The 12,713-nt window shown below is 48.1% G+C and carries 16 protein-coding genes; 1 reads left to right on the forward strand and 15 read right to left on the reverse strand.

Features of this window, described 5'->3' with window-relative positions:
- Nucleotides 1-55: 55 nt before the first annotated feature.
- From B4C79_RS09375 to B4C79_RS09385, 3 genes are all read right to left on the reverse strand, one after another.
- A complete protein-coding gene (locus tag B4C79_RS09375; protein WP_291741237.1) occupies nt 56-658 on the reverse strand; it encodes a spermidine synthase in 603 nt (200 codons plus the stop codon).
- Nucleotides 659-810: 152 nt separating this feature from the next.
- Nucleotides 811-1,572 (reverse strand): flagellar motor protein MotB, encoded by a 762-nt coding sequence (locus tag B4C79_RS09380; RefSeq protein WP_105027906.1) that lies wholly within the window; start codon nt 1,570-1,572, stop codon nt 811-813.
- Complete coding sequence (locus B4C79_RS09385) at nt 1,569-2,780, reverse strand: hypothetical protein (protein ID WP_206018551.1); 1,212 nt, start codon at nt 2,778-2,780, stop codon at nt 1,569-1,571. The genes B4C79_RS09380 and B4C79_RS09385 overlap by 4 nt, the downstream gene beginning before the upstream one ends.
- On the opposite strand from B4C79_RS09385, the gene B4C79_RS09390 reads away from it, so the two are divergent.
- The gene (locus B4C79_RS09390; protein ID WP_291741233.1) at nt 2,781-4,295 is read left to right on the forward strand and encodes a class I SAM-dependent methyltransferase; all 1,515 of its coding nucleotides are present in this window, start codon (nt 2,781-2,783) and stop codon (nt 4,293-4,295) included.
- Between the two features lie 127 nt (nt 4,296-4,422).
- On the opposite strand, the gene B4C79_RS09395 is transcribed toward B4C79_RS09390, so the two are convergent.
- The 12 genes from B4C79_RS09395 to sctC form a co-directional block, all read right to left on the reverse strand.
- The gene (locus tag B4C79_RS09395; protein WP_291752205.1) at nt 4,423-5,184 is read right to left on the reverse strand and encodes a hypothetical protein; all 762 of its coding nucleotides are present in this window, start codon (nt 5,182-5,184) and stop codon (nt 4,423-4,425) included.
- Nucleotides 5,144-5,737: a hypothetical protein gene (locus B4C79_RS09400; RefSeq protein WP_291739098.1), complete on the reverse strand. Its 594-nt coding sequence runs from the start codon at nt 5,735-5,737 to the stop codon at nt 5,144-5,146. The genes B4C79_RS09395 and B4C79_RS09400 overlap by 41 nt, the downstream gene beginning before the upstream one ends.
- Nucleotides 5,738-5,750: 13 nt before the next feature.
- Complete coding sequence (locus B4C79_RS09405) at nt 5,751-6,731, reverse strand: type III secretion system translocon subunit SctE (RefSeq protein WP_291739097.1); 981 nt, start codon at nt 6,729-6,731, stop codon at nt 5,751-5,753.
- 10 nt (nt 6,732-6,741) lie between these two features.
- Nucleotides 6,742-7,785, reverse strand: a complete 1,044-nt coding sequence (locus tag B4C79_RS09410) for a hypothetical protein (RefSeq protein ID WP_291739096.1) — start codon at nt 7,783-7,785, stop codon at nt 6,742-6,744.
- Between the two features lie 131 nt (nt 7,786-7,916).
- Nucleotides 7,917-8,135, reverse strand: coding sequence for a hypothetical protein (locus tag B4C79_RS09415; RefSeq protein WP_105027899.1), 219 nt, complete (start codon nt 8,133-8,135; stop codon nt 7,917-7,919).
- A gap of 36 nt (nt 8,136-8,171) precedes the next feature.
- Entirely contained in the window at nt 8,172-8,363 is a 192-nt protein-coding gene (locus B4C79_RS09420; RefSeq protein ID WP_105027898.1) for a hypothetical protein, read from the reverse strand.
- 12 nt (nt 8,364-8,375) lie between these two features.
- Nucleotides 8,376-8,594: a hypothetical protein gene (locus tag B4C79_RS09425; RefSeq protein ID WP_105027897.1), complete on the reverse strand. Its 219-nt coding sequence runs from the start codon at nt 8,592-8,594 to the stop codon at nt 8,376-8,378.
- Between the two features lie 5 nt (nt 8,595-8,599).
- Entirely contained in the window at nt 8,600-8,944 is a 345-nt protein-coding gene (locus B4C79_RS09430) for a hypothetical protein (RefSeq protein WP_291739095.1), read from the reverse strand.
- Nucleotides 8,932-9,444 (reverse strand): hypothetical protein, encoded by a 513-nt coding sequence (locus tag B4C79_RS09435; RefSeq protein WP_291739094.1) that lies wholly within the window; start codon nt 9,442-9,444, stop codon nt 8,932-8,934. The genes B4C79_RS09430 and B4C79_RS09435 overlap by 13 nt, the downstream gene beginning before the upstream one ends.
- Complete coding sequence (locus B4C79_RS09440; RefSeq protein WP_291739093.1) at nt 9,437-9,787, reverse strand: hypothetical protein; 351 nt, start codon at nt 9,785-9,787, stop codon at nt 9,437-9,439. Before B4C79_RS09440 ends, B4C79_RS09435 begins: the two co-directional genes overlap by 8 nt.
- Nucleotides 9,787-10,986, reverse strand: a complete 1,200-nt coding sequence (locus B4C79_RS09445) for a hypothetical protein (RefSeq protein ID WP_291752207.1) — start codon at nt 10,984-10,986, stop codon at nt 9,787-9,789. Before B4C79_RS09445 ends, B4C79_RS09440 begins: the two co-directional genes overlap by 1 nt.
- A gap of 1 nt (nt 10,987) precedes the next feature.
- Nucleotides 10,988-12,685 (reverse strand): type III secretion system outer membrane ring subunit SctC, encoded by a 1,698-nt coding sequence (sctC, locus tag B4C79_RS09450; protein WP_291762587.1) that lies wholly within the window; start codon nt 12,683-12,685, stop codon nt 10,988-10,990.
- Nucleotides 12,686-12,713: the final 28 nt, after the last annotated feature.

Genomic DNA, 12,713 nt, shown 5'->3' on the forward strand with positions numbered 1-12,713 from the left:
TCAACATGCACCAATCAGGATAAAAGGCTGACTACTGTGCTGTGAAGTTGCAAAACTAAAGGGCACTACAGGGCAAGCGGTCAAGCTCGGAGGATAAATCAAGCCCGGAAATTAACTTTAATCGTCCTGCCCGTGAAAAAAGAGTCTCTTTCGGAGAGGCAGAGAACCCGGAGGGCAACGCAAGCGATAGGAAATTGGGCGTCTCTGTTAATTCAATGACATGCACTTGGCGACCCAACCCACCCTGCAATCGCATCGACACAGTTGTTGAATTCTCATGCAAGGCAATTGAATTTACTACAAGACTAGATGAAGGGTTGAGTGTGCGCTGGCAATTCTGAATAAAGTCAGAACTCAAGAGTGGTCCAACCAGTCCTTCTTGATCGAACCCATCAACAAAAATCCAATCAAAAGTGCGGTTACAGGTTTTTATATACTCATTTCCACAGCCACACACAACGGTCAGCCTCGGATGAGTCTTCGGAAAATAAAAATGGGACACCGCCGTGTCAATCACCTCTGGGCAAATTTCAACCACAGTGACATGCCAGCTTGGAAAGTTTCGAAGAATAAACCGCGGAACCACGCCGGCACCAAGGCCAATAAGCAATATATTGCGAGCGCCAGAGAAGCAATCATCCAGAAGCAAGGTGCTCAAGGCGGCCCTCAAATAAGGAACTGCCGGAACATGTGGCGCTTCGAGACAAATATGCCCTTGCACCACCCCTGTGGAACGGGAGCACAAGTATCTAAGTCCCTCGTAATCGACAACTTCGAAAGCCCCCATTTAAACTCCCGAGTCAAACCGCACTAAATTCTGCATCGGTCTGCGGGATCGTCCTGAAATTTTCCCATATAGCTTGCAGCATCTTCGGGGCGCTCATCAACGCCGTAAAACACCAACTTCAACTCGACACGTCGGCTTTCATCTTTCGTGCCTTTCATATCATTGAAAGCAACACCGCCAGCGAGGAACAATCGCTTTACCTGCACCCGTTGAAAAGGTGTCAACGCCACATTGAACTCTGGTACGCCTCCCAACAAAAGGCACATCAGATATTCTGATCGTCGAAGACTCAGATTCAAGTTGTACAAATAAGAACCGTCGGTATCAGTAAATCCCTCAATGATGACTTGCTTTAACCAGCGCTTTCCCATGGGCGTTTCGGCAGTATCCAGAATCAGGGGAACCAAATCAGCCAGCATTTCAGAGGTAAACTCGCTTGGGCGATACTGGTCGGTATCGTATCTCCCAGCCTCACCAAAATTGATGCGATTCAGTCTGCAATCAACATTCAGTTCGGAACGCCCAGACTCCTTTGAGCGTTGCGCAAGGTATTCACACACATCTTCAGTCGCGGCAACCCGCTGATCTTCAAGTTCAACCCTTTCATCAACTTCAGAGCTCTTTTCAAGAATATCCTCGGTCTTTTTGACAATCGCGCTTAAAGCAACAACCATCACAACCAGGAAAAGAATCATTAAAGCAGTCATCAAATCGGCGTAAGAAATCCAGAAAGGCCTCTCACCCTCCTCACGCAAACTGTCAGTGTCGGTTCCGCTTAATCTCATGACTGCTCCTGACGACTGACCGCAACATGATTCGCAGACCCAGATCCATTGCTCGCTCGCACAATTTTGCTCGCAATGTCGGCATTACTTACCTTTGTAGAATTAATCCTGCTTTCAATTTTCCGGGTCATTTCCTCCACTGGCTCCCTGAGGTGTCGGATCAAGGTTTGCTCAAGATGCGCATTGGACTTTCTGGTAACGTCAGTCATGGCCTCAAACATCGCTGTACGAATCAACTCTGCAAATCTTTCTTGCGACAGCTTGGACTCATTGGCAACCAAAGCAAGAGACTCCGTAATCGCGTTCCTGAATCCGTCAGCTTGATTCTCAAAACCTCTTGTCTGGTGGGCGATTGCTGCCAGGTACTCTTGCTCAACTCCGCTGTCAAACAATGAATCAACCACTGAGTTAAGTTCGTCCAGCGCACTTACGCATTTGCGATACTGGAGCTTTTCCATGTGCGTAATGACCATGGCCACTGTGATCGCAAGTGCAGATGCATAAAATGCGTCCCGCACCCCGGACAAAAGCAAATTTACGCTTTGCGCCATTGTGTCTGGCGAACTGGAATCAAAGTTGCTCAAACCAAACAACAAACCAGAGAAGGTTCCAATAATCCCCACCCCAGTCAATATACCGGGAAGGTGTTTGAAGTAATGAGCCCTCAACGGCCCCTCAATTACTGCTGAAACACTGAAGTAAGCTCGGGCCGGCACCGTCAAACGCGCCCGCTTTTCAATTTTCCCACCCGAATCGAGATGCTGGACGTGCAGTGTTTTGGAGAACTCCGCCCACAACCTGTCCAGTCCCGACTCCCGAAACACACGACTTGCTCCAATCTTGCGAAGATCTGCGTCACCCTCCTTCATGGACGCCAGCGTGCCTGATATTCGTCTCAATGTTCTATCCAGGCCTTGAGACGGTTTGAAGTAGTCAATGTAAAAAGTGTAAGAAAAGTAGAGCAGGAAAATGACAACCAATGCTGGCGGAACCAGTTGAAGAAAGTTGGTGTAAGTTGTTTCCACTGGTGTACCCCTAATCCTATTGAAGAAAAATTTGATCACTTCCAGTGCTTGAGTACAGCCCGAGAGTCTCATAGTTCCAGAATCTTGTGGGTACAGCAGAAAAACCTGGAGGAACCAAAGTAAATCCGGACTACACATACCTCCTGTTAGTGAATCATTCTTAACCAAAACAGGACTAGTCAAATGAGCAACTCTTGGAGTCACGGATACTATGCAGATGAAGGCTACGAATATGGATATCACACCGAAACATCCCCGTCTTATCTCCAATGGATGTGCACCCTTCAGGGAATAGATGCGCCCAAAGACAACTTCACCTATCTGGATCTGGGTTGTGGACAGGGATTAAGTTTGATCTTTCATGCGGCACTTCATCCTGACAGTCAGTTTATCGGCGTTGACTTCATGCCAAGGCACATTGCACATGCCAGATCCCTCGCCAAACGTCTGGCCCTGCGCAACATCACCTTCATCGAAGCCGACTTCCTTGATCTGGCAAAATGGCCCGACAAGATTGGCGAAGTTGATTATGCAGTGGCACATGGAATCAGCACCTGGGTTTCAAAAGAAGTTCGGAAAGGAATGTGGAGCCTGGTTTCAAAAGTTCTAAAACCTGGCGGCATCGTCTACAACAGCTACAACACCTACCCGGGCTGGCATTCTGCCTCGCCGTTTCAACACCTGGTCATTCAACTGAACAACCACATGCGAGGCAAAGCAGCCATCGACCTCGCAATCAAAAAAATGAGCGCATTAAAAGACGCCAATGCCGTGTTGTTTGAAATGCTACCTTCCCTTGACATGAGAATAGATGGCATGTCGCGCTCGGATCCCGCCTATCTTGTTCAGGAGTACAACAACACTGCATGGCAACCGCTGTATGTTGCGGAAATACTCCAGGAAATCAGCGAATATAAACTGGATTACTTTGGTACCGCCAACGTGGTTCAACTGTTCGACGCCTCTTACCCTCCCTCTCTACTTGAGGTGATCAACCAGGAATCCAGTTTGCACATGCGGGAGACCATTCGGGACTTCGCCATCGGCCAGTCATTCAGGCGCGACCTTTATGCAAAAGGCTCATTGGCCTTGGGCAAGGCTTTGCAAATCAATCGATTGGGGGAGCAAGCCTTGATCAGCACCCAAACCGAACTGATTGACAATGAAAACGCAGTTGAAATGGTTTATGAAAACCTGACCGTCACATTCGATAAAGCAACGCTGCAGGGAGTGATTGATGCCTTTGGTGAAAAAGGTGCAACTGTGAATGATGTACAAAAAGTGTTGCCCCAATTCAGCGTTCAGGAAGTTGCAGAAATCGCAACCTATTTGATTCATGATGGCAAGCTCGGTATCAAGACCGGGCACTGCGTGGACAAGTTAAAGAAAATAAATCATGAACTGGCGCACGCTCATCTCGATGGAGGTCCCTACAACTACTTGGCATTTGCGAGAACCAATCGGGTAATTCGCCTGAGAAATGCAGACATGATGTTGCTTTCACATCACTTACAAGGTGTGCAGAATCAAGATCTGGACAAAAAATTGCAAGAAACAATGACGATTCTAAACAAACGATTTTGTATAGAGGGTCGTGAAATTACAAACCTGCAAGAGTCGCTGGAACAAGCCAAGTTGCATGCCAACCACTTTCTGGATGTTGTGCTTCCCGCACTTGTTTCCCAAGAAGTAATCTGAAAGATTCCGCACCAACCAACAGCGATTTGTAAATGCAAGGTTGGTGAGGCCAATGGTCTGCATAAAGAAAAACCCGCGCTAGGTTTAACGCGGGTTTTTCTAATAATATGCCCTGACCATTTAAATCTTACCGGTCGTACAAATTTTTCAGCAGGGCGGGCATGGTGGCTTCAAAAAAGTTGGAACGCTTTTTGTTGCTTGACTCAAGCTGAGCAGAAAGCACATCTTGTTTAAACTCGCTGGGTACAATTTTGTCTTCAAGTTGTGCCATAAACTGCAACACTTTGTTTGCGTCCTGCTTGGAAATCGAGATCGATTTCTGTCCATTGTTGTATGCATCAAGCATGCGCTGAACAATCTCGCCACCAGGCACATCACTCAAAACGAAGCCTGCTTTTTCAAGCAAGGCCTTCGCTTTCTCAAACACTTTTACCTCGATAGGGCCGAGTTTGTAGTCACCTTTCTCTGAGCTGAAGCCCTGCATGGCGGCGCGTATTGAATTGACTCCACGCTCGAAATCACTAAACCATTTCATGACCGCATCGGCGTAATCCACATCGTAATCAAACAGTATGCCGCCGATCTCAGCCATCAAATGTGCATATCTGGCAGAGTCGCCAGCGATGATTGCTGCATAGGCCGAATCAATAAGACCTGGTTGAGATTCGAAAACTGGCAAACCCTCCGGCCCCTGCTCCTCAATCAACTCAGGATCAAACGGAGGCTTTGGAGGCGGATCCGAGCGAGGAGGGGGATCTGTACGCGGAGGCCCCCCTTTGCCACTTGGACCATGCATCCCTGACATGTAAACATATCGACGATGTAAAGCAAACATAATCGTCCTCCGATTAAGTACGGGCGCCAGAGAGCGTGGCGCTGGCCGAATCATTGGTATGACTGATTTCAGAGGTAAGTGCCTGGTAATTCTGTTCGAAGAGATCGGCAAAAGCCTGAAACTCGGCGGCATCAACGCCCAAAGCCGCCTCTCCAACCTCACCTGCGGATTTGAACACCTGCAATATTCCGCCACCAACCACACCTGACATATTCTCCATGACAGGCTCGGCCTTCCCTCGACCAGCCATGGATAGACCAGCAGTGAACCCCAGGCCCGCGCCAGCAGCTGTCATGGTGAGCGCCACAATGGCACCATTTAGTTTCTCATTGGCAGACTTGATCTTGAATTCAAAAGCACCGGTTTGAGTATCAATACGGTGCAACTCAAGTTTCAACCCTTTTTGTCTTGCACTTTCAAAAAGAGCAATGAACATTGCATTTTCAGGACTGGAAAGAAAACCAATCGCCTTTGCATCCCGATAGGAAATAACTCCAGCATCAATATACTTTTGCACCGTAGGAGGCACTGGCCCATCAGGTATATCGTCCTCTTCATCAAGCGTAATCAAGCCAGAACCTGAACTTTCACCAACACTGGAAACCATAATAATTCCTCCTTTAAACCAAGTTCATTTTTTCGATTTGCTTCACGTAATCGCTGATCAATTTCTTGAATGAGATCGCATCTTCTCTGGAGAGATCCAGACCTTGAACAACCAAATCAATAAATGCCATCAATTTGTCAATTGAAACTTGCGATGTTGACACCTGGTACTTGAGCACCCCGTTGGTCAACTCACCTGCATTCATACCAGCCAATGAAGTCATGTCCGCGGCAAAAACAATCTTGCGCATGTTCTCGGTGACAAAGTTTTTGAGAGCCAACAAGAAATCATCAATGGCCTTTGCAGACACATCCACGGCTTTAACAACTGCACCCGACACGCCGGCACCTTGACCCGCTGCCACATTTGCAGCGCTGGTTCCGCGGAGCATCTGTACAAATTTGCTGCCGACGTCTGCCATTACTCGACCCAGTGCTGCCGCGCCCATGGCAGTGAGCACCATGATTGCAACCACAACCACCGCCATGATGATTGCCGCTGCCCACACAGGAAGGCCCATATCTTTCAGAACATTAAAGATCTCTTTGAATGCCTGACCAACCAGGGACTCGTTGCCTGTCGCATTGGCAATCATGGGCTCCAGAAACATCGCAACCGCAATAACCAACATGGCCACAGCAAAGGGCGTTGGATTGATCAACACCATGATGGCAGACAGGATGAGGGCAAAAACACCGAGAATTTTCAGAAATATTTTCAGGCCCTTCATCCGCTCTTGCTTCTTCAGCTGCTCCAGATTCTTCTCCAGAACCTCCATCATGTGGGCGGCTTTGTTTTTATCGCCGTCTGAAAGGACTTCGAAAAAATTTTTCATGGCCTCCCTGTTGTTCTCCATCATCCACAGCATGATGCGAAGAATTTTGGCAGCGTACTCCTCGGAGCCAACCTCACCTGTTGCTCCCACTTCATCAGTGGAATCAATTGAACCATCAAACTCCAAACCTGAAGAACCAACCCCAGCAGTTGCTGTCATTCGAATCTCCTTAGCCGCGCGCGGCGTCTGTACTCACCTGAGCAAGCATTGAAATCAATGTTTGAGCGATGCGGTTGATTACACCGAGTCGGTCACGTGCCTCAGAGGCCTTTGATTCATAAAGCGCCTTATTGGTATCGTCTTTGTTCGCTGCAGCCAGTGTGGCCATGTCGGTGTAAAACACATCGTCGGCCTTGGCCACATCGGCAAAATAATCGGTTCCAATTCTTACCCTGTCCATCGGACTAACATCACCGTCCAACGCAGTGGCTGCTTTGGTTGCAATTTCCGAACGGGCGTTAAAGTAACCAAGCAGTGGATCATCAGCAATTTTTATGTCAATTTCCTCGGCACTCAACCCTTGTTCGGCATAAAGTTCCCGAAGTTCCGCCTCGCGTCGTGTGGCAAGTTCTTTAAACAAATCTGCTTCAGCTCTCAACGTGGTTGGGTCCAGCGCCTTCAAATCAGCAAAGTTGATTTTTTCCAGGTCTTCCATATTCATCGTGCCAAGGCTGCCCTCGGAATACTTCAGCTTGTCGGCAACATCCGTCAGATAGCTGACCCTGTTCAAATGCATGGTCCGCTCGCTACTACCATCAGCATACGAATCTGCCATTTGCTGTTCGTGGGCTGCAGTAAACCTCAGTCGGCTTTCCAAACTCAGATTAGGGTTGGCAGTTAAAGCTTCATGCTTTTGCGCCAGTGGGGAGCCTTCCGTAGTAACCCCAATGTCCTTGAGATCACTCAGTAACTCACTCAAAGCATTTGGATCTGTCTGTGAGGCACTCATGCACACATCCAAACGTGCTTGCAGATCATTGATCTGAGCACTTACTTTCTTTAATTGTGCCGGCGTGATTGCGCCAACCTGTCCCAGAAACTGAACCTTCAACTCGAGCAAGCGAAGCTGTTGGCCCGGGGAAATATTTCCGGAATTTTGAAGTGACTCCAGGTGTTCAATTTCATCAAGCGTTGCTTGCTGTGAATCCGACCAACCTCGAGCAGGTGGGGTTTGAGTGGCGTTATCGAAAGAAGTGTCGATATCTTCTGCCAAGGGATTGCCCGAATCAGCACCCAAAGGACTGGGCTGAGAATCCGGGGGTGTATTCGGTATTGCCATGATTTATTCTCACAAAAATCGAATAAAAAAACGCCCCGCAGTGATTCGGGGCGCTGCGAGTGTAATTACTTGTTGCCAGCCTGCTGCGCGCCTTGATTAAAGCTTGAGTTGGTTGCAGCAACGGAACCCACGGTGATCACCGTCTCCGTCATAATGCCTTGAGCCTTGAATGCGCCGGCCAGCGTACCTTTCTTTGCAGATTTCACGGCCGCCTTGGCCCCGCCAGCCAAAACCGCGTCTGCTGTTTTACCAAAGCCTGCACTTGATGCAATGATGTAAGCCATAACTTTCTCCAGAAAATAATTAAAAATGACCTTGGATCAACTACCTTGAGTGGATTGAAACGCCTGATTCACTTGCTCGTCAGTCAGCACCTTCATGCCGATAAACTGAGCCTGAAACAATCGATCTTTCGCCCAGTCGGGCAGGTCATCCCAACTCTCAATTCTTCCACCTTCCCCCCCATCGGCAGTAACTGCTGCAGGGGTTGCTCCCACGCCTTCAGCTGGCATTTTCACCTCCCTTCACTTGTTGACAATACTCTTCAAAGGCTCAGAAACATCCTTCACCAAATTGGCTGCCTGGTTCCACAACACAGACATGACCGTGGTCTCCGCCTGCAACATGAAAACGTCTTGCATATTTCCACCAAAATTAGGATCCTCGATACGCTCGATGATCCGCTGCATTCTTCCATCAGCCAGTTTGGCCACTGCTTGCGAGGGTCCGTAGATAGTCGACATAATTGTTATTGCTGCTTGTAAATTTGTTCAAAAGACTCGGAGAGTTTTCCACCCACCTTCCCACTCAACTGAAGCTCAACAGAATGCATGGCACTCACATGTGACGCTTCAATCAACTTAACCAGTTCATCACTCCGATCAAACTTACGCATTTCTTTTGTAACGTCCACTCGGCTTTGTTGATGAGCGTCTTCTGCCTTTTGAACCAGGGTTGTCAGCACGTTACTTTGTGATGCACTTTCCGACTCCACCAACTTCTGAAAAATCTTTCCATTCTCAAGGCTGAAACTATTGGGGCCCTTGCCTCCAGTTCCAGATACCAGTCCTGTCATTGCGCTCAATTCTTGCATGTGATTTGCACCTCAAAATTTTTGCCGAACTGCTGACCCAATCTACTTGCCACGAGCTTTTGGAGAATCGAGATATGCTGAACTGGCAGCGGTTGCTCTACAACCACATGCAACAACACAACATTTGAACTCAGTTTTACTTCGACTTTGGCAGATCCAAAATCATCGGACTTGATGTAAAACTGCTCTTCCAACTCCACATTTTTTTTATTGCCTTCCTGTTTATTAAGTGAAGAATTGGAGTTCAAAGTTCCCTCAAAATCAGTACTTTGCGTAACTGCTTGTTCATCCAACAACATTGAGAAAAATGTATTCTCAAGATCATGTTTCTCAACCATCGATTTCTGTCCTGTGCCTGCTTTTGAGATTCCATTTTTCGAGAACTCAGGCTTAAGCATCCGCTCACTCCACTCGATTCCCTGTTCTCTTCGTGTTTGTCTGTTTCGATTGGGATCTGGTGATGCTGAAGCAGGTGAGGTTTCACTAAACACTTTAATCATCCAGATTCCCCAATTTAAGTTCTTGTAAAAACCGGCTCAGAAACTCGGTGTGCATTGACGTATTGACCAACTCCCAACCCGAGGCAACAGTCACCCGGCATCCACAGCATGGCTCTAGAAACGCCTCCAGTTGATAACCGCGGCCTAGCGACTTCTGGCGATTGATTCTCTCGATGCCTCGAACGAAACTGGTGCGATCCAATGGCAAAGATTCCGAGACCATGAACAGTTGTTGACCGCTTACGATTCCATTCACTTTTTCAGTACCCAACATCCAGGAGTCGATCTGGGCAAGTTCGACAATGTCATCAGTACCAATCTCCGGATCATTTTTTTGAAGCATCACTTCACCTCTGCATCAGCTGCCTTAGTGTGATAGCTGCTTTTAAGTGCAGAATTAATTTGCAGCACCAATTGGGAAAATGTTTTCTCGTTCTGTCTACCCAAAAAAATCATTCCTCGCTGAATAAATCCTCGAAGATTCATGCAATAAATTTGGGTGCCTTTTACCACCGGACTCATCGACTCAAACAGCCTGCTCAGCTTGTTGGCCGATCCCACACCGGTAGATCCGGACAAACCAACCAGTTCCAGCAGTACCTTTGCCGATTCGGGTACTTTTTCAACACCAGCTTTGAGGCAAACGGTTTTGATCCGATCCAGGTCAGCAACGCTGGTGCTGATCAGATCAATCTGTCGAATTCGTGACTGAATGAAGTGCTGACGTTGGGCAGTTAGCTCCAGCGGATACTGCGTGCGCTCCCGATCTGACAACAGTAACCACTGCTCCCTGAGAACCTTCAGTTTCACCAAAAGGCGATTTGGATCGCTGGCAATGAGGCGCGAGAGAAACCCGTAGATCTCCAGAGAGCCCAGGTCTTCATTTTTAGTCAGCATTCTGTTTGCAGCCATCAACTGCCGATGGCCAATTTTCAATGGCCCCGATGCCATGGTGGTTACTGCCATCGTGATGAGAAAATCATCTAACGATTGATTGTGTGCGGCAAGAATCTGATCTCGTTTTGTCTTGATCTGCGAAAGGGTTTCAGAGCCAATCGCGTAGCGCTCCGCATCAAGCAAAGTGATTTGCAGCAGCAGAAATTTAAGGGCTGTTTTTTGATCGGGCGATACCGTACCCAGTTCATCAATAATACTGGTGGTGTGCTGCTCAGTAGCAGCAATCAAGGAATGGATACAAAGCTCAAGAAACTTTTCGTCACCCGTGGTCAACGACTTGAATTGGTCCCTGAACTTTCTAGTTAATTTTTCATCATCAAGTTCACGTCCTTTCAAGGAGAAAGACGCGGCCTGTTCTGCACTCGATATCTGCAATTCAGCAACCGGACGAATTGCACTGGCATGCAAAGCTGCGCCAGATGGCATCGATTCATTCAGTTTTGCCTGGTGTTTAACCGACCTGGACTGGATTGCCTGCTTTAACAGATGCCGTAGAGCCCCGCTTCGCTGCGCCTCGGCGGCATCGACCAGTGGATTGGATTGCCCCTGAGGCAAAGGCCTGATGTGACCAATGTCTACGCTCATTTTACTGCCTCAAGGAAATGGACTGTTGTGGCAAGCGGCCTAGGTTCAACGATGGCGTCATTTTGAGATTCTCATCATTCTCGAGTCGGAAATTTTCCTTAATCGTGTCGATGGCGCGTTTTGTTGAACTTCTCCCATCGGGTGGTAGCTCGATGACGCGAGGCGTGATCAGGAATAACCTCACCATGGTTTGCTTTTGCTTTTCGGTGTAAGAAAATGCCTTTCCAATGAAGGGCAGGTCACCAAGCAAAGGCACCTTGTAGTTGTTCGAATTTTCACTATCGCGGTTGTAGCCACCGATTAACAAGGCTTTCTCAACATTGACCACGGCCTGGGTACTCAACACTGTGTTTCTGACAGTAGGTGAACCCTCACCTGCCTGAGTCAAACTTCCGTCTTGAATGTCTACCCGCAGGAATATTTCCTCTCCGCTGTCTTTCCTGACAAGCCTCGGGGTGACTTGCAGAAGGCTGCCTGCCGTGACCGGCACAATTTGCGCAACACGCTCGCCAGTCACTCTCAAATACTGAGTTTCCGACAGATCAATAAACGCAGGGATGTTGTCTTGAGTGACGATGTTTGGCCTTGCCAATACCTTGGCATTTTGATCTGCGATCAAGGCGCGAATTCTTGCGAGAAAACGCCCAGGGTCTACCACCGAACTCGCACCGCTGTAGAGCGATACGGTTCCAAGCTCAATGTTCTCGCCCGGAAAATCATACTGAACGCCACCAGCGCGAAGTCCAAACTCCATACCGAGTTCATCCAGCGTCGCTTTATCAACCTCGACCAGCATGGCTTCTACTTCCACCATGGCGATAGGCGCATCGAGTTGCTCGATCAGTTTTCGATAGTACTCATATCGAGACCTGGTATCACGTATGACAATTGAGTTTGTTCTTGGATCTGCCGTCACGGAAAACGGGCTTATTTTTGAATCCTCTTTTTGCGCTTTGGAGGGAATATCAGTACGCCTGGTGGATGTCTGATTCTCAACAAAATCCTGTTGACCGATAGACCCCGCTGGCTTTAATGGATCCAGGTGGGTTGTTCGATTGACTGGTGTAGGTACTGTGGTTCCAACCGAAGAGTGATTCTTTAAGCCCAGCAGTTCCAGCAACACTGTAAGCGCGCCTTTTGATACAAAAGTTCGATCCCTCAAGTTGATCTCTCTGTCCTCAACTGAAGCATGCTTTAGCGTAAAAACCATCAGATCAGGCTCATCCTGCCCGGGCTCTGGTCGCTCTCGGCCAAAGGCGGATTCAAGTAGTTTCAGATAAGCCAGTGGGCCTGATGCGATCAGTTCATCGTGTTTCTCGTTGTACACCACACTGAATTGTGGGTAATGAAGGCCTGAGTTTTTGAGAAGATCTTCCCAATCTGTCAAAGGGGGAAAATCACCGACATAGATTTTTCTGGTTTTCCAGTCCCTGGCCCGATACAGATACACCGAGGAACCATTTTGAAACCAGTTCATCTGATAGGCTGCTGTGAAATAACCCATCACATCTTCCACGGAACTCACTTTGAATCGACCGCTAACCGGCGTGGAAGGAAGATCCGAAGTAATCAGTTCTCTCCCAAAGAGCCCCAACAAATACGATATGACGCGTGACGGCCGCTCATCCTTGGCGATGTAAATAACAGGTTCTGTTTTTTGGGCTGTGTTCGCATACGCTGGTAATGTGAACACCGCCATCAAGAAAGCGATCAATATTGCTCTAAGT

The organism is Limnobacter sp. UBA7229, from assembly GCF_002473065.1.
GTDB lineage: Bacteria > Pseudomonadota > Gammaproteobacteria > Burkholderiales > Burkholderiaceae_B > Limnobacter > Limnobacter profundi.